Genomic DNA, 26,826 nt, shown 5'->3' with positions numbered 1-26,826 from the left:
CCTCAACTGAGCGTTACTACGAGTCCTCCGACGCGTCGAACCGGCCGCGGCGTGGCTGGTCGTCGTCGGGTGGCGTCGCGTGATCGCGGGCCAGCGTGCCGTCGGCAATGCGTGGATCGTCGACCATCAGCGGAATGCGATCCGAGTGGACGCGCGGTGGCGTCTTCTTCCACAGCGCCATGTCAGGTTCGCTGCGCGATCCGGTGCGAACCAGGAATGGTGGGGCCAACTGGAACGCGATTCCGCGCGGAACCATGAGGACCAGCGCGACTAGCAGGAACCAGCCGCCCTCGACCAGCAGCCTGGATTCCGTGAACGCTTGCAAGGCAAGCGTTGCGGTGAGCAAGGCCCAGCCGAGCGGGATGTAGGAGTCCCCTCGGTTACTGCGTTGCACGATCCTCCACGAACGGATCGACAGTGCCACCACAATGGCAATGAGGCAGATCATGCCCGCAATACCGAGCTGGAACCATGCGTCAATGAAGGCGTTGTGGGCGTGAGTCGCGCGGAGCGTCGTGTTTCGTACGACGGAGGCGTAGGGCTCCTCCCATACCGGCCAATACGCTACGTACCCCCATCCCTGTGGGCGCTCCAACGCGAGCGTCGACACGTGCCCCCAGATGCCGGTGCGGTTGGTGAGGTCAGTGTCGCGGTCAAACAGCCCGAGTACCAGGGGGTAGAACTTTGCGGCGACTGCGAGCGAGAAGAGTCCGAACATTCCCACGCAGACGGTGACGAGGCGGCTCATCTGACGGTTGAGACGGCGAATAAAGAAGGCCGCGGCCACCAGGACGATGAGGCAGGCGATGATGGCGAAGGCAGTCGCGGAGCGGGTCAGCGCGTGAACCAGGACCGACGTGGCGATGGTGGCGATGGCGTCCAAGCGGCGCACGCGGCCATCCAGCAACATGACCACAGCGACGATGCCAGCGACGAGTGCGATCGCCGCGAAAGGATTGCGGTTGCCCACGAAACCCTGGATGGGGCCGCCCTCAAAGAGCAGGTTGTTTGACCAGGTGAAGGGCGATGCCTTGGGGTCGATGCCTGCCAGTGAGTCAAGGTCATTGACCAGCGGATTGAGCGGGTGCCGCACCACGACGGAGACCGCCAACTCAAAGGCTAGTCCACCCATCAGGCTGATCTGCAGGCCACGGTAGAGCAATCGCATGAACCTGAAGGTGCCAGCGGATTGGACGGTGACCGCGGCGAGGAAGGTGGTGGCAATAAGCACCACCACCGCCAGCATGGACACTGCCGGGGTCGCGGACCACACGATGCTGACACCCGCAAGCACAATGAGGCCGGTAATGAGCAGCGGAACCTTGATTCGCGCCATCGTCTCGCGGAACCCAATGACAACCGCCACCAAGGTCACCAAGCAGAGGACGGAATACAGCGGAAGTCCGAGGAGGTAACGAAAGCCCTGGCCGGAGAACATGAGCACCACTGCCCACACCGTGAGTGCGTCGCGTCCAGCCGTCGTGTCGAGGGCGCGCATGACGCGGTCGCGACTGCGACTCAAACTCGTCATACACACTCCTCACCAAGGGCTATTTCTTTGGTCGTGGCGAGGCGTCGTCGACTGCTCAGTTGCCGAAGAAATTCGGCGGGACCAAGGTTCACCATACCGCGAACCGGTATCGAACCGGGTTTTTTGGATGAAGTTTTTGTCTACCTTTGGACTATTCATACAGGAAAATGCGACAAATCGCCCATTCTCTTCATCAACTTGACCGAATTGTTGCTGATTGCACCTAGCCAGTCTGCGACGCATCGGCGGTCTGGGACGTTTGCCGGAAGCGCCAGTTGCAAATCCCGGATACATTCGTGGCGTGGACTCAAATACACCCCCCGTCGCTGCACGCGAGCACACCGTCGAGAGCTTTACCCGCGAGTTCCTTCGTGAACTCAATTTTGGTCAGGGCGTCGACCTTGACCGGGCCTCGGCGAACGATCAATATCTAGCGCTAGCGCGCACCGTTCGCCACTACCTCATGACCCGTTGGCTTGAGACGCTACGCAATCAGAACCGCGATCAGGCAAAGGCAGTCGCATATCTGTCTGCCGAGTTCCTCCTCGGACCACAACTCGAGAACAACCTGCTGTCCGCTGACCTCGAAGGCATCGCTGCGCAATCGCTGGCGGAACTGGGCATCAACATCGAGGACCTGCGCGGCGTCGAGATTGAGCCCGGTCTGGGCAACGGCGGACTTGGGCGACTCGCCGCCTGTTTCATCGACTCACTCGCGACGCTCAATGTGCCGTCGATCGGCTACGGCATCCGCTACGAGTACGGCATCTTCAGGCAGACCTTCGTTGACGGACGCCAGGTTGAGAAGCCAGACAACTGGCTGGGCCTCGGATCGCCTTGGGAACTACCCCACCCCGAGAACGCGGTCGAGGTCTGGTTTGGAGGCCACACCGAGTCGGTCGCGGGCGCAAAGAACGGTGCACGCAAGTGGGTACCGGGCTGGAACGTCAACGGAGTCCCGTACAACTACATGGTTCCCGGTTACCACAACGGCCGCGTCAACACACTGCGCCTATGGAGCGCACGGGCTACGCAAGCCTTCGACCTGCAGATTTTCAACTCTGGTGACTACGCCGAGGCCGTGCGCGCCCAGACCTTTGCAGAGAACATCTCCAAAGTGCTCTACCCCGAGGATTCCACTCCCCAGGGCAAGGAGCTGCGACTGCAGCAGCAGTACTTCTTTGTCGCCTGTTCGCTACGCGACTTCATTGAGAACGTCCTGCCGGATGACTTCGACCTCACCGCGCTTCCCGAGCGCATCACGTTCCAACTCAACGACACTCACCCCGTGATCGCGGTGCCGGAACTCATGCGTTTGCTCGTCGACGAGCGAGACTGGGAGTGGGACGCCGCCTGGGCGGTCGCGCAGCGCGTATTCAACTACACGTGCCACACGCTGCTTCCCGAGGCACTTGAGGTGTGGCCCGTTGAGTTGCTCGGCCGCCTACTCCCCCGTCACCTCGAGATCATTGACCGCATTAACGCGGATTTCCTTGCCGAGGTCCAGGCTCAATACCCTGGTGACGACGCGCGCGTCGAGCGCATGTCCATCATTGCGGAAGGTCCAGTGCGCGCAGTGCGCATGGCGCACCTCGCGACAGTCGCGGGCCACAGAGTCAACGGCGTCGCCGCGCTTCACTCTCAGCTGTTGGCCTCCAAGGTCCTCAAGGACTTTGCCGAGATGTGGCCGCAGAAGTTCACCAACGTGACGAATGGCGTCACCCCGCGACGCTTCATGCGACTCGCCAACCCGGGCCTGTCCGGTCTGATTACCGAGGCGATCGGTGACGAGTGGATCACTGATCTTGAACGCCTACGTGAACTCGAGCCGTACGCCGAGGACACAGAGTTCCGCCGCCAGTTCCGTGAGGTCAAGGCCGCCAACAAGCGTCACTTTGCCGACGTCCTCGCCGCCCGCGATGGCATCGAGATTGCTGGCGACGCGATGGTGGACGCGATGGTCAAGCGCCTCCACGAGTACAAGCGTCAGAGCCTCAAGCTGCTCCACATCGTGTCGCTTTACGAGGGAATTCGCTCGGGACGACTACCGCTAGACACGGTAACGCCGCGCACGTTTGTGTTTGGCGCCAAGGCCGCCCCCGGCTACTACATGGCCAAGGAAACCATCGCGATGATCAACGCGGTGGGCCGCACCATCAACGCGGACGCCAGTATCCAGGGCCGGCTCAAGGTCGCCTTTCCCGCGAATTACAACGTCACGCTCGCGGAGAAGCTCATCCCAGCGGCGGATCTGTCTGAGCAGATATCACTTGCTGGCAAGGAGGCGTCCGGAACGGGCAACATGAAATTTGCCTTGAACGGCGCCCTCACGATCGGCACCGACGATGGCGCCAACGTGGAGATCCGCGAGCTCGTGGGCGACGACCACTTCTTTCTGTTCGGCATGGACGAGCCCGCCGCCGCCGCACTCGCGGCGGACGGGTACCAGCCGCACGACTACTACGAGTCAGATGCCCAGCTCCGCGCGGCTCTCGACCTCATCTCGTCAGGCATCTTCACCAATGGTGATGCTTCTGCCACCGCTCCACTCGTCTCGAATCTGGTGCACTCTGACCCATTCATGGCGCTCGCAGACTTCCGGTCGTACATGGATGCTCAGGCGCGTGTCGAGGCCGCCTACGCGGATCACGAGGGCTGGAGCCGTTCGGCAGTACTGAACGTGGCACGCTCCGGGTACTTTTCCTCGGACCGTTCGATGCAGGACTACCTGGATCGCATCTGGGGAGCCAAGCCCATGGATCAGAACCTCTAACCATTCGAAGGCGTCGCTCACGACCGCGTAGATGCTCAACCCGTCCAGGGTGATACTGGACGGATGACCGCTACTGCCAACCCCATCGAGCGCGTGAGATCTCGCGTGGGCGACGCGCTGTTCACCAAGATCGCGGGTCCCGGCGGGTACGAGGCACGCGACCGCATCCACAACACGCCGGGCCCGCGCTGGTTTCCGCCCGGCAGTCCCATGCGCCGTGTTCATGGCGACGCTTCCACCTTTGTGGGTGGCCTGCGGGCCCTGCTCCTACAGTCGCTTCACCCACTCGCGATGGCGGGGGTCGCGGGACACTCCGGTTACCGGGGCGATCCGTGGGGTCGGCTCGCACGCACGTCCACCTTCCTCGCCTTCACCACTTTTGGCAATGCGGACGATGCACAGGAGATGGTGGATCGGGTCCGTGCAGTTCACGAGCGGGTACGGGGGAAGGCGGCCGATGGGCGACCTTACCGTGCGTCCGACCCCCACCTGCTGCGGTGGGTTCACGTGGCGGAGGCGGACTCGTTCCTGCGTGCCTACCGCACCTTTGGCGCCCGCCCCATGACGGATGCGGACGCCGACCTTTACGTCGCGCAGTCGGGTCGCGTCGCTGCAGCGCTCGGCGCTACGGACATCCCGCAGACCACCGCGGAGCTGGCCACGTGCATCGAGGGGTATCGTCCCGAACTTGAGGCCACCGACGAGGCGCTCGACACGGTGCACTTCCTCCTGAAGGAGCCGCCGCTTCCTTGGTTGGCCCGCCCCGGGTACCAGATGCTCGCGGCCGGTTCGGTGGCGCTGCTTCCTGACTGGGCCCGTCGTGACCTGGGAGTGGAGCGCCTGGGCGGTCCCCGCATCGGCCGTATGCAAGCGGCCATCGCGACCAAGGCAGTGCGGTGGGGCCTAGGAACTGCGGAACACACGCACGCTCGCCCCAAGTATTGACAAACCCTCGGCCCCGTTGCGATGGGCACGACCACTTCCGCTCCGATTACAGCGGGCGGTAGGGTCGTGCCGTGACTTTTTCTGAGACTCCCCTGCTTGAGAACCGGTACGTGCGTCTCGAGCCTCTCGTGGCGGACCACGCGGCGGAACTGAACGCGGCCGCATCCGTCGGCGAGCTGTGGCGCACGTGGTACACGTCAATTCCTGCACCCGATGCCATGGCGGGAGAGATTGAACGCCGGCTCAGCTTGCAGCACAGCGGGGCCATGGCGCCGTGGGCAATCGTGAACGCCCAATCGGGACGCGCCGTCGGCATGACGACGTACATGAACATCGACGAGCCCAACCGACGCCTCGAGATTGGCCACACCTGGCTGGGCAAGGAGTCGCACGGCACCGGGATCAACGCGTCCGCCAAACTATTGCTCCTCACGCGGGCCTTTGAGGACCTGGACTGCATCGCGGTCGAGTTTCGCACTCACTGGCACAACCACCAGTCTCGTGCCGCGATCGCCCGCCTGGGCGCCAAGCAGGACGGCGTGCTGCGCAATCACCAGGTGTTGCGCGATGGGTCTCTGCGCGACACCGTAGTGTTTTCGCTCATCGCGAGCGAGTGGCCCGCCGCACGGAACGCCCTTGAGGCGAGGGTTCAGCGCGCCGACTAGCCGATTCCGCCGACCTCGGTGCCGGGTTCGTACTCGCCGTTGGCGATCTTGTCCCAAAACTCGTCGATCTGGTCGGGGTCGAGCAACACGGTCGAACCAGCACCCGCAACGTTGTACCCGAGGTCCTTGATGGGCGGCGTGCCCGTCACCGCGTTGCCGCCCATTCCCGAGCGCAACGCCAGCGCAAATTTGCCCAGGTCGAGAACGCCGGTGCCCTCGCTGACGCGGAAGGCGTCGAGTCCTGCCGCGGTCACCGGAATCAGCTTGGTGGGATTGAGGATTGTCGCGGGGCTGAGGATGTCCTGCGCAACGACCGCCACCAGTTGTTGCTGTCGTTGGGTGCGACCGATGTCACCCAGGGGGTCGGCGTACCGCATACGCGAAAACGCGAGTGCCTCGTCGCCGTCCACCACGTGGCAGCCGGCCTCCCATTCCATCTTGCTGTTCTTGTCGCTGACGTCCTGGTCGTAGCAAAGCTCGACGCCGCCGAGAGCATCAACAATTTCCCCAACTCCCGTGAAGCCAATCTCGAAGTAGCCGTCAACGGTCAGACCTGTCAACTCCTCGACGGTCTCGACCAGCAGTTGCGGGCCGCCCCAGGCGAACGACGCGTTGATCTTGTTCTTGTCGTGGCCGGGGATGTCGACGTACGAGTCGCGAGGAATGCTGATCAGGGCAACCGGGCCGCTTTCGGGCTTGTGGAGCACCATGATGGTGTCGGTTCGCTCCCCCTCAGTCGAGTCAGGATGGTCCCAGCCCTCGCGGGAATCGGAACCCACGATGAGATATGTCTCCCCTGGCGTGCTCGCGGCTCCGCTGAGTGCCTCGACAGAATTGATGTTCGACTGCGCCCAGAACAGGAAGGCCACCCAATAGAGAACCAAGGCGCCGATGATCACCCAGGCAATCACGCAGCATCGGTGATGCTTGCGGCGTGGCTTGGGCTGAGGCGGCTCCTGCTCGTACCGCTGTTGCTGCGGTTGGTGTGGTTGTTTAGGTTGGCGTGGTTGTTGCGGCGACTGCGACCACTGCTCGCGTGACGGCGAGGTGGCCCGCACGGGCGGGCGGCTCTGTCGCTGCTCTTGCGAGGGCGGGATCACTGAGCGGCGCTGCGGCGTGTTGCCGGGTGCGATCGACGGGGGCATGGGGCGGCGCGCGTCGCGCTGTCCGTTTGAGTTGTCCTCGCCTGTTGGTGTCACGTAGCGAGAATACCGCCACGGTTCCCATTGGTGAGTATGCGACCCGCCTAACCGTGAGAGCCTTAGTCTCATGACCGATCAGGGGCACCTGTTTCCAGGCAAGCAGTTCATCTCCACTGTGCTCGACGCGCTTGACACCAAGACTCGTATGAGTGGCGGCTTGGCCCGCGTGTATCTCATGCGCGCAGCGATGGCCGGCGCGATCATCGGCGTCATGTATTTGACCACCTTCTCCGTGATTGACGTCTTCGCCTCGGTAGGCTCCGGCGACCTCTTCGGCATTGGCCGCCTGGTGGGTGCGCTGTTCTTTGGTTTCGCTCTGGTGTTCATCTACTTCAGTAAGTCCGAACTGCTGACGTCGAACATGATGTTCGTGGCAGTCGGCGGGTACTTCCGACGCATCAACTGCTTCCGCTCGTTTCGCGTCCTGACCATGTGCTTCATCGGTAATTTTCTGGGCGGGCTTGCGATCGCCCTCATTGTGATGGGGTCAACGCTGGTCGATGGGGGCGTGGGCTATCAGATGTCGGCCTCGGTTGACCTTAAACTCGCATTCATCTCTGCCGGACCCGCGGGTTGGTCGGATCTGTTCATGCGTGCCATCCTGTGCAACTTCATGATCAATCTGGCGATGGTGCTGGTCTACAACGGCATGATCAAAGACGCGTTTACTAAGTCGCTCGCGATGATCATCAGTGTTTTCATCTTCGTCTTTGTTGGCTTTGAGCACTCGGTCGCGAACACCGTGCTGTTCACGATTCAGGCACTCAACGGCGGCATCGAGGTGGGACTCGCTCTCGCGAACTTGGGGATAGTGCTCGCCGGGAACTTTGTTGGCGGCGGACTGCTCATCGGGTTCTACTACGCCTACGCGAACGATGACCGGCGCTACCTCCGCAAGCAACGCAACAAGCAGCCTGAGGTAGTCAGCGAGTAGGAGTCACCTCGTGTCTCCCGGTGTGGCTCAGGCGAGTCCCGTGCTTGCGCGGATGCTTTCGAAAGCGGCTCGAAGTTCGCCCGGCTGGAAATACTGCACTTCTCGCTGATCAACAACCAGGCCATCAAGAATGACGGTAGGGGTGCCGTTCATCCCGTCGATGCTCGCCTGTTCGGTCGCCGCGGCGACCCATTCCGCGTAGCGACCATCCACGATCTGCACGGCCACCTCGGCCGGGACACCCGCCTGGATTGCGAGGCTCACCAATTCGTCGTCGTTGAGGCCGCCCGAATTCTCCAAGGGCTGGTTCGCGTAGAGCTCAGCGTTAAAGGCCAGGAAGTACTCCGGGGCGAGTTCAGCCACCACGGTGGCGGCAGCCGCCGCTCGCGTGGAGTAGTCCGTCCCCTGCGAATACCGATCAAGAATTGAGATGGGGTGGTAATACACCTGAATCGTTCCGGCCTCACGCATTGCGTCGATGTCAGTGCCGTTGACTCGCTCGAACTCGAGGCAGATGGGGCACATGAAATCCTCGTAAATGTCTACGCGGGGAGCATCCGAGGCCACGTCGACTCCCACGATGCCGGTAGTCCCGACGGGAATTCCACCCGATAGATCCGCCACGGAGGGGGCGATCCCTTGAAAGACTCCCGAGTCGTCGTACTCGTAAGGCTGATCGGTGTTGTTGCCGGACTGATTCCATTCGTTTCCCAGGGAGGCCCATAGTCCAAAAAAGAGCACGGATCCCACGCACAGCGCCAGCGATAAGAAGGTCACCAGTGATGAGACCCCAATGGTCCAGCCCGACTCGGTAGGGCTCCAGCGGGAACGGTTGGGCCCGCGCTGCATGCGGATACCCAGCACTATCCCCACGATCCCCCCAGCGAGGCACATGAGGCCCGCGGGGATGCTGATGAAGGGGAACCACACGAACATCGCCCCAAAGAACAAGATCCACAACACTGTGATCGCGTACGACACCAGGAGCCCGGCGAAGGAGACGCCTCGGTTTTTCGCCTCACCCTTGGCATTTGCCTGCATCGCGAGGTGACCGAAGACGATGCCCGCCGGCGGCATGAAGAAGGCACCTGCAAGGGCGCAGATGCCCATCCAGTCCTTGGACGGCGGCGGTGCGTAATACGGTGGCTGACCCTGGGGAGGAAATTGACCCGCATACTGCCCTTGAGGTGAGGACAGGGCCTGAGATTGGTATTGAGCAGGTGTCGCCAATTGAGCCTGGGGAGGCTGCTGATACGCATAGGCCGATGGCGGTGGTGGTGGCGGAGGAGGAGACGATGGCGCACCTTGCGGCAGGGGCGTTGATTCACTCGGCTCGGACAACGTCAGTTCCTCACAGCGGCAATCTCATACAACGCGCCACCCTGACCCGCCGGTGGGCAAAAGTATGCCAGAACACCCAGCGCCCGCACCGGACTGATGTGGCTGACGTCGATGAGGACACGAACCAACGCACCGCTGTGGCGCCTGAACGGAGTGAGCAGCAAACACCGGGTAAACTCTGCACAAGACCAACCGTGGTCGAGATGTGTGGCGGCTCTGCCCACATTGACTGACGTACGTTCCAGCCGCACATGCCGGCGAGGATGACGCTTGATGGCGAGTCGCCCGGGCTCCTCGCCCAGACCAGGCTGATGCAGGACCTGGAGTTCCGATGCCAAGGCCGTAGCGCCGGAGCAGGCCGGCACGGACGTTGCACGGCCGGCTGTGCCGCATCCGCGGCATAGCTGCATGAGAAGGAGGAGAAGTGGCACGAGCAGGCCAACGCAAATCGAACGGCGCACGCAATGGGCGTGGCGCCGGTCAGCGACGCAACACTCGAGCCTCCGAACGAAGCCTGATTTCGGTTCTCACCGGCCTCGCCCGAGAAGTCGACCGTGCTGTGAGCGGGCCGCCGACACGCCCGGTCGTACGCACCAAATTCCAGGTGGTTGCGCTGCTCGTACGAGAGGAGCGTGCCCGAGTGTTGGCGGATACTGACCTCAATGATTCGAAGCGTGCCAGGAAGCTTGAGCAACTCGACGGCGTGGCCACCCTCATCGCGCGCACCGCCGTCCGCGACACGTCGCTCCTCCAGCTCCTGGCCGACGACGCCCGCGTCTCCGACTCAGCGCGCGCGGTAAAGGCGAAGGTGATGCGTTCCGCGGGTCTTGAGCCACCCGAGGAGCCAGAGTCGGAGCCGGCAGCTCCCGCTGAGCCCGCCCTCAGTACCAAGAATCAGGTTCAGCCCCAGTCGGTCACCGCACGCCAGCTCGCCAATCCGTTCCTTGCCCCAGACTTTGAGGCCGCTGCCGCACGCAACGCTCCACAGGCCCGCCGCCTCGCCGGCTGGGAACTGCTCGAGCCGCTCTTTAGGTCCTTTGAACAGGGAGCCAACGGCGCTCCCTCCTGTATGACGTTGCCCGATCCCCGGCCCGTCCCCACGCCCGCCGGCCGGGAGTTGATGCCTCACCAGTCTCAGGTCGTCGCTGCAGCAGCGAGCGGTCACCGCACCTTCCTGCTCGCCGATGAGCCCGGACTCGGGAAGACCGCGCAAGCGCTCTTGGCCGCCCAGGCCGCCAACGCCTATCCCCTGCTTGTCGTCTCGCCCAACGTGGTGAAGACCAACTGGGAGAACGAGGTCCGCCTGTGGACACCTCAGAAGCGCGCCACGGTGGTACACGGGGACGGCGACCAAGTTGACGGGTTCGCCGACATCGTGATTGTGAACTACGAGATCCTGGACCGCCACGTCGGTTGGTTGGGCGACCTTGGCTTCCGCGGCATGGTCGTCGACGAGGCTCACTTCATCAAGAACAAGACGTCTCAGCGCTCGCAGCACATCCTTGCGTTGTCGGACCGGATCCAGGCACGTGCCGCGCGACCGCTGCTGATGGCGCTCACCGGTACTCCTCTCATCAACGACATCGAAGACTTCCGTGCGATCTGGCAGTTTCTGGGCTGGATTGACGACACGATGCCACTCGGCCCGCTCATGAACTCGCTGGAAGAGACCGGCCTCACCCCAGTCGACCGCGGATTCTTTGCCGCCGCACGCGCCAGTGTCATCGACATGGGCATCGTGCGCCGTCAGAAGGTCGATGTGGTCGCCGACATCCCCGCCCGACGTGTCGCGGACATGCCTGTTGAACTCGACGGCGCAGCAGGCCGCTCCATCCGTGCAGCGGAGGCCGCCCTCGCCGCCCGACTGGTCGAGCGGTACCGCTCGGCGGTCAAGGCTCGCTCCGCCGACAGCGCCACGGATGCCATCGATCACGAGGTAGTCCGTCGCGTGGCGGCATCGGAACTCAAGGCCGCGAGCGCGGACAGTGGCGCCGAGAACGTGTTCACGATGGTGCGCCGCATCGGCCAGGCCAAGGCCTCACTCGCTGCGGACTTCGCCGCCCAGCTTTCGCGCAACGTCGGCAAGGTGGTGTTCTTCGCCAAGCACATCGATGTCATGGATCAGGCCGAGCAGATGTTCGCGGATCGCGGCATCAGGTATGCCTCCATCCGCGGCGACCAGTCTCCGTCAGTACGGAAAAAGAACATTGCGGCGTTTGTCGAGGACCCAGAGGTATCGATCGTGGTGTGCTCGCTGACGGCCGCGGGCGTGGGCCTCAATCTTCAGGTCGCATCCAACCTGGTGTTGGCGGAACTGTCCTGGACGGACGCCGAACAGACTCAGGCCATCGACCGCATCCACCGCATCGGGCAGGACCAGCCGGTCACCGCGTGGCGCATCATTGCCGCGCACACCATTGATTCCAAGATTGCAGAGTTGATCGACAGCAAGTCCGGCTTGGCGGCGAGGGCTCTCGACGGTGCGCCAGACGAGGACCCCGACATGTCCACCAACGTGCAACTTGAGGCGCTGGTTGGTCTGCTGACGGACGCTCTCGCGGCGGAATTGCTGGTCTAAGAACCGCCCGGCGTGAGGCGGATGAGTTGGCCGATACGCCGGGTTTTGTCGCCGTGACCTAAGCCACGGGGGCGGTCATCCATCTACGACGTACGTTGCCGCACGCCTCTAGCAACCTACCCAGATACTCGGGCGAGCAGCCCTCGAACGCATCCTGTCTGGTCTTGCTCCAAGTGGGGTTTACCTTGACCGATGCTGTCACCAGCATCGCGGTGAGCTCTTACCTCACCTTTTCACCCTTACCTCTTGCGAGGCGGTTATTTTCTGTGGCACTGTCCCGCGGGTCACCCCGGGTGGCCGTTAGCCACCACCTTGCTCTACGGAGCCCGGACGTTCCTCGGTGTGGGTTGCCCCACCACGCGACCGCCTGGCCAACTCATCCGCGCGCTAACTCTACCGCGATCGCTAGCCCGGTCTGGAGCCAACCCAATGTTCCGTACCCTGGTACCCGTGCTCCTACTGTTGCCGCCCTCCGAGGGCAAGACTCCCCCGGCCACCGGCAATCCAGTTCACCTCGAGTCACTCAGCCACCCGGAACTCGCCACTGCACGCCAGCGCGTCGGCGACACGTTGGTCAAGGTCAGCGGCCAGCGCAACGCCATGAGCGTCCTGGACGTGGGCGCGAGCCTCGCGGGCGACGTCGCGTACAACACGTCGCTGTGGGCCAATCCGACCGCGCCCGCCTCCCACGTCTACACCGGCGTCCTCTACGACGCTGCCGGCATGGCCACTTGGGATGCAGCGACGATAACTCGCGCCGCAGAGCGCATCCGCATCATCTCCGCGCTGTGGGGCGCCGTCTCCCCCGCCGACCGTATCCCCGCCTACCGCCTATCGATGGCGACGAGCCTGGGCCGCATCGGCACACTACCGACGTTCTGGCGTAGGCACCTCGCGGCGCCGCTGAGCGAACTCGCGGACGGGGGCCTGGTGGTCGACTGCCGCAGTAGCTCGTATGTCGCGGCTTGGCGTCCGTCCGACAACCCTTGGGTGACGGTAAAAGTGCTACGCGAGCTCGACGGTAAGCGCGCGGTTGTCAGCCACATGGCCAAGCACACGCGCGGCCTGCTCGCCGCTCATTTGGTAGCGGCGGATGCCGCACCCGCCTCTGCCCAAGACCTCGCCGATGCAGCAGCCGGGATGGTCGGCGACGCGCTCGTCGACGTAGGACTCACGCCCAATGCCAAGGGCCCCGACGAACTCACGCTCGTGATTGCCGGCTAGCGCGCCTATTCGACGGGTGCGCCCAGGCACATGAGGTGCCGCTCCGCGATCATGCCGCTGGTGGTGACGCGCAACTGCAGAATGGTCAGCGAGGCCGGTGACGGCCATATGCTGCCCCACGAGCTCACGTCGATGCCCATGGAGATGCCCACGGCAGACTTGATAGCGACCGCATGGGTCGCAAAGGCGTAGGCGCGACCAACGTCCTCGCCGTGGACGCACAAGGCGGCGTGCTCGGCCGCAAGCTCCACGATCAAGCTGTCCATGCGCGCGCCAACATCCGCAAACGACTCCCCGCCCGGTGCCGCGACAGCTCCGACCCGCCATTGGCTGAGCGCATCCGCTTCACTCTCTCTGATCTCGGCTCCGGTGCGCCCCTCCCAGGAACCGAAGTCGATCTCCCTCAATCGATCGTCGGTCTCGACACGAATTCCCGACCGGCGCCCCAGCGCCTCGCCGGTGTTCTGCGCCCGGTTCATTGGAGAGGCGATGACTCGGCTCACCTTGGGCAGGTCGCCCCAGGACTTGCGGCCGATGCGGTGAACGGCGTCCGCTGCCCTCGCCGCCTGCACCCGTCCCGCCGCGCTCAGGTGGGGTCCCGGCACCCCGGAGCCGGCGAACCGACGCGCGGTCGTCGCCTCCGTCACTCCGTGGCGCACCATCACAAAGAGCAGTGGGCTGACGAAGTCAATCCCGTCCGAGGCGATGCGGGGGATGGCACCATCACCGGCGGCCGCGGAGGGTCCGCCGTCTCGGATCTGGCTGTCGCCGGATCCACTCACGCGTCAGTCCCACGCACCAGGATTCGACCGCACTCTTCGCAGCGCACAATGGCATTCGACTCCGCGGCATTGATACGGGCGACGTCGCCGGCGTTGAGGTTCATGTTGCAGCCCTGGCAGGCGCCGCGAATGAACGCGGCCGCACCGATACCGCCGTACTGTGCGCTGATCTTCTCGTACAGCGCCATCATGGTCTCGTCGAGGCCCTCGGCGGCCTTGTCGCGCTCGGCTTCGATGGTGACCAACTCCGCCTCGATCTCGCTGAACGCGGCACGCTGCAGCGCCCTGAGTTCCTCGACCTGCTTCATGATCGCGTCATACTGTGAAGTGGCGTCGGCCTGCGCCTTCTGCGCGTCCTCCAGCCTCTGCATAATCTCCATCTCAACCTCTTCGAGCGCGTCCTGGCGGCGCGTCAGCACCTCAAGCTCACTCTGAAGCGCCTGCAGGTCCTTGGCGCTGCCCTGGCCCGATTCGAGGCGCTTGTTGTCGCGTTCGGCGCGGCTACGCACCGCCTGCACATCGTCCTCGGCCTTGGTCACCTCGCGCTGGATGTCACTCACTTCGGTGCCCCGAGCAATGCGCTCGTCATCGAGATCAAGCGCACGACCCATCAGCTCGTCGATCTGGGAGATCAGCGGATGGTGGTCACGACGGTGTCGCGCCTGCTGGGCGCGGATGTCCGCGTCTTGAACGGCCAAAAGTCGCTTCTGGTCGGCGGCGGGTGCAGTGGGCACGGGTTCTCCTTGTGGACTCAGGCGCCTGCGCGCGCGGTCCATGGGTCGGTGTTCAGTTTGCTGACGAAGGTGTCGGTGCCGGTCGCGTCGGCGACGCGCTCGGCGGTCGCGGCAAGCCACGACCACTCTGATGCGAAGTGTGCCACGTCCACGAGGAAAGGTTTGCCGCCGGAGAGTTCAGCACGTTCGCGGGCATCGGAAGCGGGGTGATGACGGAGGTCTGCGGTGACGTAGACATCGGCGCCGCTTGCCCGCACCACGTCCAGATAGGAATCCCCGGAACCGCCCATCACGGCGACCGTCTCGACGTCGGCCTCCAGGTCCCCTGCGATGCGGACGCCGTGCGCCGTCCGGGGCAACGCAACGGCGACGCGATCGGCAAAAGCCTGCAGCGGCATCGGCGTTTCTAAGCGGCCGATGCGTCCCGGACCTATCGAAGCGTCGTCCGCCGAGGGCACGAGCGGCGAGGCATCGACCACCCCAAGCGCGGCAGCCAGTGCATCGGCGACGCCGCCGTGGGCGATATCGGCGTTGGTGTGTGCGTTGTAGAGCGCGCACCCACCCTGAATGAGCCGGTGAACCACCGAGCCCTTGGACGTGTCCGCCGCGACTGAGGTCACACCGCGCAGCATGAGTGGGTGGTGTGTCACCAACATGTCGGCGCCCGCGGCAATAGCCTCGTCGATCACGGCGAGGGTGGGGTCCACCGCGAAGTGGACCCGCGTGACTAGCGCCGAGCGGTCACCCACGGCCAGTCCGTTGACGTCCCAGTCCTCGGCTGTGGCGGGCGGGAACATGCGCTCCAGCACCTCGACCACGTCTTTCACTGTTGCCATATGAATACGCTACTCCGGCTCGGTCGGGGCGCCTGGCCTACGGGGCTGAGATTGTTTGCCCGGCGGAGCTTCCCCCTGGAGCTCGAGCAGCCTGTCAATCTTTGCCTCGAGGTCCACTACACGCTGAGCCATCGCGTCGTCGCGGTGGTCGCGGACTTCCTCGTCTTGCTCGGCATCCTCGGCCGCCTTGTTCGATGTCAGAGACACCACCCAGCCGGCCACCGACGCGGTGACCACACCGATCAGGGCAATGCCGATGAACATCATCACCGTAGCGACGAGGCGCCCTTCCGTGGTGACGGGAGCAAAGTCGCCGTATCCCACGGTCGTGATGGTCACGAGGGCCCACCAAATCGCGTCCCCGAAGTTCTCGATCTGCGCACCCACGGCACCGCGCTCGGCGCTCAGAATTGAGACTGCGCCAATCCAGATCAGTAGCAGCAATGAGATGCCGATAGCCTGCGAACTTTGGACCGCGCCCTTCTTGCTGGCGAGGACCGTGCCGCTACCAAAAACAGTGAGGATCTTGAGCGGCCGTGCGGGAGGCAGCAGTACGGCGATCACATCGATGGGATGCGTCCACAGGTATTTCCAGGATTTTTCCGACAGCACGGTCCTGATGATGATGTCCGCGATAAACGCCAGCCACACCCAGCCCTGGATCACGATCAGCGTTCCCCGAACTCCGCCGGGAAGATCCTGGCCAATGATCCGGGTGGACCACACCACCAGAAAGACGAAGGCGAGCACGAGCATCGGTACGTCGAACTTGTTCGCGTAGCGGTCGTACTTGGTTGGCAAGGCGCCCGTCTCTGACATCGCGATACTCCCCCTCCGACTGCGTGGGCCCTACCGGACTCGAACCGATGACACCTGCGGTGTAAACGCAGTGCTCTAACCAACTGAGCTAAGGGCCCTTCACCTTTTCAGGCGTAACTATTGTGGCCCATCGGCCGCGATTGGCGTAATTCCCGCGCCGACTAGGTCTTTGACGGGCAGGAAATCGCCAGCGGAAGTGCCGCTCGGTACTCGTCGAGGTCGCGGGCTTGACCCATCGCGCTCACGATTGCCCACCTCACGATTCCGTCGCCGTCGATCAGGAAGGAGCCCCGGTTGGCCAGGCCCTTGTCCGCGTTAAACACTCCATAGGCGCGGGCCGCTTCCCCATGTGGCCAGAAATCAGCGAGGATGCCGCCGTCGTACGCATGAGCATCGGCCCAAGCCTTGAGCGTATAGATCGAATCACACGACACGACTACTACCTTGATGTCGTCACTGTTCAGCAGGTCCTCCGCGCCTTGCAGGTCGACCAGCTCGTTGGTGCAGGTGTCGGTGAAGGCAAAGGGGATGAACACCAATAGCAAGCCGGTGCCGCGAAAACTCTCGAGCGTCACGGTGCGCCCGTGCTGGTCGAGCAGACTAAAGGCTGGAGCCGGCTCGCCGACGAGCGGCTGGGCCTGTGCCTGGAGTGCGCTGGCTTCGGCGAGGTCTGCGGCCGTCAGGCCCGTGACCGGCGTCACTTAGAGCGACCCTTTTCAACGAGTTGGGTGCATGACCAGGAATCGCCCACCACAAAGGTTGAGGTGGCGTGAAGGCCCGCGAGAGAGGCCGACTCACCAACGATGCGCGGCTCGACGTGTCCTGCGACACCCTTCTTTGGCGTCAGCACCCACATGGATGCGCCGTCATCAAGCAGTGCCTGAGCGTCCATCAGGAGGTCGGCGAGGTCTTCGTCACCATCGCGGAACCACACCAGTGCACCATCAGTGACATCCCCGAAGTCTTCGAAAACGATCGCCTCGCCCGTGGCGTCCTCGATCCCCACCCGAAGTTCCTTCTCGACGTCATCGTCGTATCCAAACTCCTGGATGATGTGGCCCTTGTCGAGACCAAACCTCGCGATCATCGTCTCGTCGACTGATGTCGGGTCCTCCTGTGTCGCCACGGCGGCGTCGCTCCTTGTCATTGGGGAATGGCGCCTCCACGTGCGCCTGCGACCACAGTAGAGGCACTAATGCCCCCTATGCAACGGCGACCAGACCTCTCGTGTTGTGGGGGCGAGCGTGCGGCGCCCATGCGCCAGCGTGACAATCGGCCGCAAAATGGCAAGAATGTTCAAAGAGGCGGCACACCCGCTACGCCCCCATAGACACATTGGCGCATTACCCCGCGCCCGGCAGGAAGGCCACCGGTGGCATCACACGGCGACGTTGACCAGGATCCGAACGAGACAAATGAGTGGCTTGATTCGCTCGACGGTCTGATCGAAACGAACGGCGAGGGCCGGGCAGAGTTCATTCTTGACCAGATGTTGGAACGTGCAGCACAGCGCCGCCTCAGCGTGCCGCTCAGCCTCAATACCCCGTACCTGAACACGATTCACTACGAGGACGAGCCCGAATTCCCGGGCGACGAGGCGATCGAGCGCAAGTACCGTGGCTGGATTCGCTGGAACGCCGCCGTCATGGTGACGCGCGCGCAGGCAGACGGCAAGGGCGTGGGAGGGCACATCTCGTCCTACGCCTCCGTCGCGACGCTCTACGAAGTGGGTCTCAACCACTTCTTCCGCGGCAAGGACCACCCAGGCGGCGGAGACCAGATTTACTTCCAGGGCCACGCGGCTCCCGGTGTTTATGCCCGAGCCTTCGTCGAGGGCCGCATGACCGAGGAGGACCTCGACTCGTTCCGTCAGGAGAAGTCTGCCTCGGGCCGCGGGCTGTCCTCCTACCCGCACCCGCGCCTCATGCCGGAACTGTGGGAGTTCCCCACCGTCTCCATGGGACTTGGCCCGGCATCGGCCATCTACCAGGCGTGGACCAACCGCTACCTCCAGGCACGCGACATCAAGGACACGTCCGAGCAGCAGGTCTGGGCCTACCTGGGCGACGGCGAAATGGACGAGCCCGAGAGCCGCGGCATGCTGCAGCTCGCAGCCAATCAGGGCCTCGACAACCTCACCTTCGTCGTGAACTGCAACTTGCAGCGCCTCGATGGCCCTGTGCGCGGTAACGGCAAGATCATCCAGGAGCTCGAGGCTTACTTCCGTGGCGCTGGTTGGAATGTCCTCAAGGTGGTGTGGGGCCGCAACTGGGACCCGCTACTGGCACGCGACGAGGACGGTGCACTGGTCAACCTCATGAACACGGTTCCCGACGGCGACTTCCAGACGTTCCGTGCCGAGTCCGGAGCATTCATCCGTGACCAGTTCTTTGGCGGCGATCCCCGCGCCAAGGAACTCGTCAAGGACATGACAGACGACGAGATCTGGGCCCTCAAGCGCGGTGGCCACGACTACAGCAAGCTGTACGCGGCATACGCAAAGTCGATGGAGAAGAACGGCAAGCCCACGGTCATCCTTGCGAAGACCATCAAGGGCTACGGATTGGGTGCCAACTTCGCGGCACGCAACTCGACTCACCAGATGAAGAAGTTGGCCGCGGCCGACCTCAAGGTGCTGCGCGATACATTCGAGATTCCGTTCACGGACGAGGAGCTCGAGGCGGATCCATACAACCCGCCTTACTACCGTCCAGACCCGTCCGACCCTGCGATCCAGTACATGCTGGACCGCCGCAAGGAGCTCGGCGGCTTCGTCCCCGAACGCCGCGAGGACCACGCACCGATCAAGCTCCCGGACGACAAGAACTACGAACTGCTCGCCAAGGGATCAGGCAAGCAGCAGGTGGCCACGACCATGGCATTTGTGCGCCTGTTCAAGGACCTGGTGCGCGACAAGGAGTTCGGCAAGCGCATCGTGCCGATCATTCCCGACGAGGCGCGCACGTTCGGCCTCGACGCGATCTTCCCGAGTGCCAAGATCTTCAACACGCAGGGTCAAAACTACCTCCCCGTGGACCGCGAGCTCATGCTGAGTTACAAGGAGTCCGAGGCCGGACAGATCATGCACACCGGCATCAACGAGGCCGGGTCGGCAGCCGCCTTCCAGGCCGTCGGCACGTCCTACGCCACGCACGGCGAGCCGATGATTCCCTTCTACATCTTCTACTCGATGTTCGGCTTCCAGCGCACGGGAGACCAGTTCTGGGCCGCCGGCGACCAGCTCACGCGCGGATTCATCATTGGCGCGACGGCGGGCCGCACCACGCTTGCCGGCGAGGGCCTGCAGCACGGTGACGGGCACTCCCCCATCCTGGCTGCGACGAATACTGCGGTGGTCCAGTACGACCCTGCTTTCGGCTACGAGATCCGCCACATCGTCAAGGACGGCATCCAGCGGATGTACGGCGACGACGGCCGCGACCCCAACGTCATGTACTACCTCACCGTCTACAACGAGCCGATCCACCAGCCCGTTGAGCCGGAGAACGTGGACGTCGAGGGCATCCTTAAGGGCATCTACAAGGTCGCCGATGCGGCCGAGGGTGATGGACCCCGCGTCCAGTTGCTCGCGTCCGGCGTGGGCGTTCCCTGGGCTCTCGAGGCTCAGGAGCTGCTGCTCGCTCACTACGGCGTTCGCGCCGACGTGTGGTCGGTGACCTCCTGGAACGAACTCCGACGCGACGCGCTCGCGGCCGAGGAAGCCTCGTTCCTTCACCCCGAGGACGGCCAGCAGGTTCCCTACGTCACCCAGAAGCTCCAGGGTGCCGAGGGGCCGTTCATCGCCACCTCGGACTACGACCACCTGATTCCCGACCAGATCCGCGCCTGGGTCCCCGGCGAATACGCCACGCTCGGTGCCGATGGCTTTGGATTCTCCGACACCCGCGCCGCCGCGCGCCGCTACTTCCACATCGACGGTCCGTCAATGGCCGTCAAGGCGCTGCAGTTGCTCGAGCGCAAGGGACAGGTAGAGGCCGGCACTACGGCTGCTGCGATCGACCGTTACGAGCTCCACGACCCCTCCAAGGGCACGTCGGGCAACGCGGGCGGCGACGCTTAACACTCACCCTCGTAAAACGTAAGAACGCCCCGGCTCCAGATGGAGTCGGGGCGTTCTTACGTTGGAGACCTTAGATCTGGTGACCAGTGTCGTCACCGTCACGCCTTGGTTCATCCTCCGCGGGAGCATCGGGAGTGTCGGATGCTTCCGTGGGCGTGACCGGCTCAGCCGCGGAATCGGCTTCTGGCTCTTCCTGCGCCTCGGAGGACGGTGCCTCGTCTGATGCGGGCTCCGTCACCGGCTCCGAGACCGCAGCGGGCTCGGGTTCGGGCGCCGATGCGGCGTCAACCTGTGGTGCCGCCGTCGGCTCCTCCCGCTCCGTTGGTGCGCCAGGCTCGGCCACCGCCTCGTCCGTGGTGCCCGGGGTCGGGGCCGGTAGAGCAGCCTGGGTGTCGTCGGCTTGTGGCGCATACTCCGGAGATTGCTGGTCCGCCGGTGTCTCGGCATTGGTCGCTGTCGCGGCGACGATGGGCGCGGACGTCGAGGTCTCCGACCCTGAACTCACGCCGGTGGGAGGGGTCGTGGCCGCCAACCGCTCCGACGTGCGGATCGAACGGCGTACGCCGATGGCGAGCGTCACGATCACGATGAAGAGGATTGCGGCAAGTACCCACAGCCCCACCAGAATCGAGTTGCCAAATGCGCTTGCTGGTGCCACAAGCACATAGCCATCGACGTCACAGTCACCTTCCGCAGCGTGGACGTAGCCGTAGACGTGATAGACGCCCGTGAGACTAAGTCCGCTGTCATCCTTGAGCTGATCCTGAACGGCCTGCACGTTTGCCGTGCCAGAGATTTCCTCAACCCCAGCAGCATTGTCCACGGTGCCTTGGTACGTCGGAATCTCGAATCCGGCGACCTTCAGGCCCGCGGCGTTTGTGCCAGTCGTGACCACCGCGGAGGTCGTCATCGTCCACGGCACATCATCGCTCAGCGCGGCCTTGAACGGCGCGGTCGCGGAAGTATCTGCAGGACTGGTGGTGTCGCTGAGCGAGGAACTCGCTTCGATGGTGCAACCGTCGCTGATGGATCCGCCGCCGACAAACTCGGGTATTCCAGTGAGGCCTACCCCGCCGAACAATGCTGCGAAAACCACAACCACGACAAACCGCTTGCGGACGAGCGACACCCGCTGGGTCAAGGCGAACGTACTCACCATCATCACGATCGCGACGATGCCGAATACCACCAAGCGATCCGGCGGCAGGATGCCGAGTTGCCATAGCAACGCCACCATCACAATTCCCAATAGGAATCCAAAAATCGCACCAGTCACTGGCTTGGGTTGCGGCTTCATTGCCTACCTCCTAGTTTTGCTAAACCAACCTACCCATGGTTTGCCATTTTTGGCGACCATTCCACTGCCACCACCACCCATGGGGCGCCAAGGCACCGATTCGCAACGATTCGGCGAAAATACTCGAAACTGACGTTACCAACAGGAATTCACGTTTTTGACGCCCCGATCTGACCGCTTTGTCGTATATTCCCGCACAGTCTGCCCCCCACTTGGGGGGCGCGCCCTTGTCGAAATCACACAACTCTGTCCTATGATGGTCGGCATGGCATCAACTGACACCCGACAGGACACCCTCAAGCGTCTACGCGGCGGCACAGGCAAGTTGTCCACCGCGGCCATCACCAGCCTCGACACCGAGTACGCCTGGTTCCGAGACCTTCCCGCTCAGGAGCGTTCGTGGGTCGGAACAGTGGCACAGGCTGGCATCGACTCCTTTGTGCAGTGGTACGCAGACCCCACCCGTAGTTACCGAGGTGCGGCTGAGGTTTTCTCCGCAGCGCCTCCCGAGTTGACCCGCTCCATCTCTCTTCAGCACACACTGGGCATTGTGCGCACTGTGGTTCAGGTTGTCGAGGATCACTGCGACGAATTCGCCGCCCCCGGGGGCGAGCAGGAACTCCGCGAGGCCATTCTCCGTTACTCCCGCGAGATCGCTTTCAGCGCCGCCGAGGTGTACGCGCGTGCTGCTGAGTCGCGCGGTGCCTGGGACGCTCGTATCGAGGCCCTGGTGGTCGATGCCCTCGTCCGCGGAGAGGTGGATGACGACCTCCCCAGCCGCGCCGCGGCGCTCGGATGGAAGCCCGGCCCCACACTGGTCATGGTTGGACTTACCCATGGCACGCTCGGCGAAGTGCAGTCCGCGGAGCTACGACGCTCCATCCGACGCACTGCGAATGGTGCCCTCGTAGGTATTCATGGTGACGACCTTGTCATCATCGCGCGCTCCGACACGGACATGGACGAACTGACTCAGCAGTTGCTGACGAACTTCGGCCCGGGTCCCGTCGTCGTTGGTCCGCCGGCCGTGACGCTCGTCGAGGTCGCCCGCGCGACCCGCGCCGCGTTCACCGGTGTGCTCGCCGCCCCCGCATGGGCGCTGTCTCCCCGCCCGGTGAAGGCCGATGATCTCCTCCCTGAGCGCGTCCTGGTGGGCGACTCCGCGGCACGTGAAAAGCTCATCGCGGTGGCGTACGACCCCATCGTCAAGGCCAGCGGCGCACTCGTCGACACGGTTTCGACGTACTTGGACTGCGGCCGCTCGCTCGAGCTCGCGTCACGGCTCATGTTCGTTCACGCCAATACGGTCCGTTACCGCCTCAAGAAGGTCTCGGAGCTCACCGGATGGAATGTGTTGTCCACGCGTGACGCCCACGTGTTGGAAACCGCGTTCGCGTTGGGTCGCTTGCGTGACTCCAGCCACTCGGCTCTCTAGGCTGAAACTGTAGGACTCATACAATCCGATTCGTAGGAAACGGTGAGCACGGAGCCCAACTTTTCGTGATTCATAAGGCACTCTAGAGACATGATTGCCGTTCTCTGCCCCGGTCAGGGTGCCCAGACTCCCGGAATGCTCGCCCCTTGGCTTGAGATTCCGGGAGTTGCCAAGAAACTTCAGTTGTTGTCGGAAGCCACAGATATTGATGTGGTGGAACACGGCACCACGTCCGATGCTGACGCGATTCGCGATACTGCTATTGCGCAGCCACTACTCGTTGCAACTGCGCTGGCGACCGCTCGGGAAGTACTGGGTGATGCGATCCCCGCGGTCACTGCTGGGCACAGTGTGGGCGAGTTCGGAGCAGCCGCACTGGCAGGCGCGATCACCGACCAGGAGGCCATGAGCCTTGTCTCGGTCCGAGCCAACGCCATGGCGGCCGCGGCAGCGGAAGCAGAGCCCACATCTATGGCGGCCGTCCTCGGTGGCGACGCAGACGAGGTCCTGGCGACGCTCGGCTCGTTGGGACTCACCCCCGCAAACATGAACGGCGGCGGTCAGGTTGTTGCCGCTGGGGCTAAGACTGCGATCGAGGCGCTGGTCGCCTCTCCCCCGGCTCGCGCTCGTGTCATCGAGTTGCAGGTTGCCGGTGCCTTCCACACCGACACCATGAAGCCGGCCATAGCAACGCTTGCCGAGGCAGCATCGGGCGTCACCCCCAACGACGTGGCCGAGGTGCTGATTTCCAACGCGGACGGGACGCGAGTCATCGACGGCAATGAGGTGCTCGCGCGTCTCGTGTCACAAGTCGCCAACCCAGTACGCTGGGATCTCTGCCAGCAAACCATGCTGGACCTTGGCGTCACGGCGATCATCGAAGTCGCGCCAGGCGGAGTCCTCACGGGCCTTGCCCGGCGGTCGATGAAGGGTATTCCTGCAGTAGCCCTTAAGTCGCCGGACGATTTGGACGCAGCCCGCGAACTCCTGGAGGCACACGCGTGACCACGATGTCCATCAAGCGAGGACCTGAGTTCTCGCGCATCCTTGGCCTGGGCGTCGCCCGTGGCGAAACCGCTGTCCCCAACGAGGACATCATCGAGCCCATTGACTCGTCTGACGAGTGGATCCGCAAGATGACTGGCATCGCCACCCGTGTGCGGGCCAACTCCGACACGTCGGTCATCGACCTCGCTGAACGTGCCGCGCTCGAGGCAATCGCCAAGGCCGGCATCTCCGCGGACGAGGTTGACACCGTCATCCTGTCCACCATCACGTATCCGCACATGACCCCCGGAGGCGCACCCGTGCTTGCCGACCGGCTGGGGATCCCGGCGGCCGCCTTCGACATCTCCGCCGCGTGTGCCGGCTATTGCTACGGCATCGGCCAGGCAGATGCACTGGTTCGTGCGGGTACCGCACGCAACGTGCTGGTCGTTGGTGCGGAGAAGATGAGCGACTTCGTCGACCCGGCCGACCGCACCATCTCGTACTTGCTCGGCGACGCCGCAGGAGCGGTGGTCATTGGCGCATCGGACACCGCCGGCATCGGCCCTACTGTCTGGGGCTCGGATGGTTCGGGCGCCAAGCTCATTCGCCAAACCGCCTCCTGGCTTGAGGTGCGCGACAACCCCGACGTCCCCTTCCCCACGTTGTTCCAGGAGGGCCCCTCCGTCTTCAAATGGGCGTCCTTCAAGATGGCTCCCATCGCACGCGAGGCCATCGCTGCTGCCGGCCTGACGCCGGACGCCATCTCGGTGTTCATTCCTCACCAGGCCAACGTCCGCATCATTGACCAGCTCGTCAAGCAGATTGGACTGCCAGACCACGTGGCAGTAGGCAAGGACATCGTCGACTCCGGCAACACGTCCGCAGCCTCGATTCCACTAGCAACGGAACGACTCCTCCGCGATGGCGACGCGAAGTCGGGCGACCTCGCGCTGCAGATTGGCTTTGGCGCTGGGCTGGTGTACGCCGCCCAGGTCATCGAGATCCCGTAAATTCGGGATACCTACTAATTTCACAATCGTTCTACACAAGAACACGATGCGTCCGCATCACCACCACCTAAGGAGACACACATGGCACTGAACGAAAACGAGGTCCTTGAGGGCCTGGCAGAGATCGTCGCCGAAGAGACCGGCCTCGACGCAGCAGACGTCCAGAACGACAAGTCGTTCACCGACGACCTCGACATCGACTCGCTGTCGATGATGACCATCGTTACTCTCGCTGAAGAGAAGTTCGACGTGCGCATCCCCGACGAGGACGTCAAGAACCTCGTCACCGTGGGCGACGCCGTCCAGTACATCACCAAGGCGCAGGCGTAACCTCAGCCTTTCGGCACCCCTGCCCCTCTTGACCTCGTAAAGGGAGAATCACACCATGACGAATGTCGTTATCACTGGACTTGGAGCGACCACGCCGCTTGGCGGAGACGTCCCAACGACCTGGGAGAACGCGCTCGCCGGCAAGTCCGGAGTGCGTACCCTCGACAACGATTGGGCGGAGACCTACGGCATGGCCGTGAACTTCGCCGGTCAGCTCATGGTGCGTCCTGACGAGGTTCTCTCCCGTCCCGAGACCAAGCGCATGGACCCGTCCGCCCAGATGGCGATCGTGGCGACGCGCGAGGCTTGGGCCGATGCCGGTACCCCCGAAGTTGACCCCGAGCGCCTGGGCGCCGTGGTCTCTTCGGGCATCGGTGGAGTGTGGACGCTGCTATCGGCATGGGACACGATGAAGGAGAAGGGTGCCGCGCGCGTGCTTCCCCTCACCGTGCCCATGCTGATGCCGAACTCCCCCACCGCGTACGTCTCGCTTGAAATAACCGCACGAGCCGGCGCACACGCCCCCGTCTCCGCCTGCGCATCGGGCGCCGAGGCTATCGGCATGGCGTACGAGATGATCCAGTCCGGTCGGGCCGATGTTGTGGTCGCTGGCGGCACCGAGGCGGCTATCCACCCGCTTCCGATCTCCTCGTTTGCAGCCATGCAGGCACTGTCCAAGCGCAATGACGACCCGGCGGGCGCCTCGCGTCCGTACGACGTCACGCGGGACGGCTTTGTTCTGGGTGAAGGCGCTGGAGTCATGGTCATCGAGTCTGAGGAGCACGCCAAGGCGCGTGGCGCGCGCATCTACGGCCGCCTGCTCGGCATGGGCATGACCGCGGACGCGCACCACATTGCGGCGCCGGACCCCCAGGGTGCGGGTCAGACGCGCGCGATGCAGTTCGCGCTCGACTGCGCGGAGCTCACCGCGAGTGACATCGTGCACGTGAACGGCCACGCCACGTCCACGCCTGTTGGCGACATGATCGAGGCTCGCGGCATCCGAAGCGTGCTCGGCTCGCACGCCGACCACGTGCTTCTCAGCGCTACCAAGTCCATGACTGGGCACCTCCTCGGTGGCGCAGGCGCACTCGAGTCGGTCTTCACCGTCAAGGCCCTACAGGACCGCAAGGCCCCGCCGACCATCAACGTGACAGAGCCGGACCCCGAGCTCGAGCTCGACTTGGTTCGCGACGTTCCGCGTGACTTGCCGGCCGAGGGTCAGCTCGCGGCCATCAACAACTCGTTCGGGTTCGGCGGCCACAACGTCGCCCTCATCTTTGGTACTGCGTAACCGCTGACGCATAAAGTAGGGCCCC

22 protein-coding genes, 1 tRNA gene and 1 other RNA gene are annotated in these 26,826 nt (G+C 63.8%); 12 read left to right on the top strand and 12 right to left on the bottom strand.

The window, feature by feature from the left end; genetic code table 11:
- Positions 1-16: 16 nt before the first annotated feature.
- Positions 17-1,531 carry an O-antigen ligase family protein gene (locus AOP73_RS09735; protein ID WP_061965409.1) on the bottom strand — a complete coding sequence of 505 codons (1,515 nt, stop codon included), beginning with the start codon at positions 1,529-1,531 and terminating at the stop codon, positions 17-19.
- Positions 1,532-1,832: 301 nt separating this feature from the next.
- Here AOP73_RS09735 and AOP73_RS09730 point away from each other — a divergent pair, with 301 nt between their 5' ends.
- The 3 genes from AOP73_RS09730 (at position 1,833) to AOP73_RS09720 (ending at position 5,914) form a co-directional block, all read left to right on the top strand.
- Entirely contained in the window at positions 1,833-4,304 is a 2,472-nt protein-coding gene (locus AOP73_RS09730; protein WP_084626783.1) for a glycogen/starch/alpha-glucan phosphorylase, read from the top strand.
- A 63-nt stretch (positions 4,305-4,367) separates the two neighbouring features.
- On the top strand, positions 4,368-5,249 hold the full coding sequence (locus tag AOP73_RS09725; protein ID WP_061965407.1) for an oxygenase MpaB family protein: 882 nt from the start codon (positions 4,368-4,370) through the stop codon (positions 5,247-5,249).
- Between the two features lie 71 nt (positions 5,250-5,320).
- Positions 5,321-5,914, top strand: coding sequence for a GNAT family N-acetyltransferase (locus AOP73_RS09720; protein ID WP_061965405.1), 594 nt, complete (start codon positions 5,321-5,323; stop codon positions 5,912-5,914).
- Here AOP73_RS09720 and AOP73_RS09715 read toward each other — a convergent pair.
- On the bottom strand, positions 5,911-7,113 hold the full coding sequence (locus tag AOP73_RS09715) for an LCP family protein (protein WP_160295467.1): 1,203 nt from the start codon (positions 7,111-7,113) through the stop codon (positions 5,911-5,913). The genes AOP73_RS09720 and AOP73_RS09715 overlap by 4 nt on opposite strands.
- Positions 7,114-7,183: 70 nt before the next feature.
- Between AOP73_RS09715 and AOP73_RS09710 the strand changes: the two genes are divergently transcribed.
- Positions 7,184-8,050: a formate/nitrite transporter family protein gene (locus tag AOP73_RS09710; protein ID WP_061965403.1), complete on the top strand. Its 867-nt coding sequence runs from the start codon at positions 7,184-7,186 to the stop codon at positions 8,048-8,050.
- Between the two features lie 27 nt (positions 8,051-8,077).
- Here the strand turns inward: AOP73_RS09710 and AOP73_RS09705 are convergent, their stop codons facing one another.
- A complete protein-coding gene (locus tag AOP73_RS09705; RefSeq protein ID WP_061965401.1) occupies positions 8,078-9,160 on the bottom strand; it encodes a thioredoxin domain-containing protein in 1,083 nt (360 codons plus the stop codon).
- A gap of 655 nt (positions 9,161-9,815) precedes the next feature.
- On the opposite strand from AOP73_RS09705, the gene AOP73_RS09700 reads away from it, so the two are divergent.
- Complete coding sequence (locus tag AOP73_RS09700) at positions 9,816-11,969, top strand: DEAD/DEAH box helicase (RefSeq protein ID WP_061965399.1); 2,154 nt, start codon at positions 9,816-9,818, stop codon at positions 11,967-11,969.
- 18 nt (positions 11,970-11,987) lie between these two features.
- Here AOP73_RS09700 and rnpB read toward each other — a convergent pair.
- Positions 11,988-12,348: RNase P RNA component class A (gene rnpB / locus AOP73_RS09695), an RNA gene on the bottom strand.
- A gap of 71 nt (positions 12,349-12,419) precedes the next feature.
- On the opposite strand from rnpB, the gene AOP73_RS09690 reads away from it, so the two are divergent.
- On the top strand, positions 12,420-13,193 hold the full coding sequence (locus AOP73_RS09690; RefSeq protein ID WP_061965710.1) for a YaaA family protein: 774 nt from the start codon (positions 12,420-12,422) through the stop codon (positions 13,191-13,193).
- A 5-nt stretch (positions 13,194-13,198) separates the two neighbouring features.
- On the opposite strand, the gene AOP73_RS09685 is transcribed toward AOP73_RS09690, so the two are convergent.
- The 7 genes from AOP73_RS09685 to AOP73_RS09655 form a co-directional block, all read right to left on the bottom strand.
- Positions 13,199-13,975, bottom strand: a complete 777-nt coding sequence (locus tag AOP73_RS09685; protein WP_061965397.1) for a histidine phosphatase family protein — start codon at positions 13,973-13,975, stop codon at positions 13,199-13,201.
- The gene (locus AOP73_RS09680; RefSeq protein WP_061965395.1) at positions 13,972-14,709 is read right to left on the bottom strand and encodes a zinc ribbon domain-containing protein; all 738 of its coding nucleotides are present in this window, start codon (positions 14,707-14,709) and stop codon (positions 13,972-13,974) included. The genes AOP73_RS09685 and AOP73_RS09680 overlap by 4 nt, the downstream gene beginning before the upstream one ends.
- A 17-nt stretch (positions 14,710-14,726) precedes the next feature.
- Positions 14,727-15,545, bottom strand: coding sequence for a Nif3-like dinuclear metal center hexameric protein (locus AOP73_RS09675; protein ID WP_061965393.1), 819 nt, complete (start codon positions 15,543-15,545; stop codon positions 14,727-14,729).
- A 9-nt stretch (positions 15,546-15,554) separates the two neighbouring features.
- The gene (locus tag AOP73_RS09670) at positions 15,555-16,364 is read right to left on the bottom strand and encodes a potassium channel family protein (RefSeq protein ID WP_061965391.1); all 810 of its coding nucleotides are present in this window, start codon (positions 16,362-16,364) and stop codon (positions 15,555-15,557) included.
- 24 nt (positions 16,365-16,388) lie between these two features.
- Positions 16,389-16,462 (bottom strand) — tRNA-Val (locus tag AOP73_RS09665).
- A gap of 63 nt (positions 16,463-16,525) precedes the next feature.
- Positions 16,526-17,065: a peroxiredoxin gene (locus AOP73_RS09660; protein ID WP_236683577.1), complete on the bottom strand. Its 540-nt coding sequence runs from the start codon at positions 17,063-17,065 to the stop codon at positions 16,526-16,528.
- Positions 17,062-17,511: a DUF3052 domain-containing protein gene (locus tag AOP73_RS09655; RefSeq protein WP_084626780.1), complete on the bottom strand. Its 450-nt coding sequence runs from the start codon at positions 17,509-17,511 to the stop codon at positions 17,062-17,064. The genes AOP73_RS09660 and AOP73_RS09655 overlap by 4 nt, the downstream gene beginning before the upstream one ends.
- 225 nt (positions 17,512-17,736) lie before the next feature.
- On the opposite strand from AOP73_RS09655, the gene aceE reads away from it, so the two are divergent.
- Positions 17,737-20,445 carry a pyruvate dehydrogenase (acetyl-transferring), homodimeric type gene (gene aceE, locus AOP73_RS09650; protein ID WP_236683576.1) on the top strand — a complete coding sequence of 903 codons (2,709 nt, stop codon included), beginning with the start codon at positions 17,737-17,739 and terminating at the stop codon, positions 20,443-20,445.
- A 70-nt stretch (positions 20,446-20,515) separates the two neighbouring features.
- On the opposite strand, the gene AOP73_RS09645 is transcribed toward aceE, so the two are convergent.
- Positions 20,516-21,742 (bottom strand): hypothetical protein, encoded by a 1,227-nt coding sequence (locus AOP73_RS09645; protein WP_061965387.1) that lies wholly within the window; start codon positions 21,740-21,742, stop codon positions 20,516-20,518.
- Between the two features lie 265 nt (positions 21,743-22,007).
- On the opposite strand from AOP73_RS09645, the gene AOP73_RS09640 reads away from it, so the two are divergent.
- From AOP73_RS09640 to fabF, 5 genes are all read left to right on the top strand, one after another.
- Entirely contained in the window at positions 22,008-23,177 is a 1,170-nt protein-coding gene (locus AOP73_RS09640; RefSeq protein WP_236683575.1) for a PucR family transcriptional regulator, read from the top strand.
- A gap of 90 nt (positions 23,178-23,267) precedes the next feature.
- Positions 23,268-24,182: an ACP S-malonyltransferase gene (locus AOP73_RS09635; RefSeq protein WP_061965383.1), complete on the top strand. Its 915-nt coding sequence runs from the start codon at positions 23,268-23,270 to the stop codon at positions 24,180-24,182.
- Between the two features lie 5 nt (positions 24,183-24,187).
- Complete coding sequence (locus AOP73_RS09630; protein WP_061965704.1) at positions 24,188-25,177, top strand: beta-ketoacyl-ACP synthase III; 990 nt, start codon at positions 24,188-24,190, stop codon at positions 25,175-25,177.
- Between the two features lie 81 nt (positions 25,178-25,258).
- Complete coding sequence (locus AOP73_RS09625) at positions 25,259-25,507, top strand: acyl carrier protein (RefSeq protein ID WP_061965381.1); 249 nt, start codon at positions 25,259-25,261, stop codon at positions 25,505-25,507.
- A 55-nt stretch (positions 25,508-25,562) separates the two neighbouring features.
- Positions 25,563-26,801, top strand: a complete 1,239-nt coding sequence (gene fabF, locus AOP73_RS09620; RefSeq protein ID WP_061965379.1) for a beta-ketoacyl-ACP synthase II — start codon at positions 25,563-25,565, stop codon at positions 26,799-26,801.
- Positions 26,802-26,826: the final 25 nt, after the last annotated feature.

The sequence above is a fragment of the Demequina aurantiaca genome (assembly GCF_000975135.1).
GTDB classification, from domain to species: Bacteria; Actinomycetota; Actinomycetes; order Actinomycetales; family Demequinaceae; genus Demequina; species Demequina aurantiaca.
Note: the sequence above shows the minus strand (reverse complement) of the source record. Positions and strands in the feature narration are given on the sequence as shown.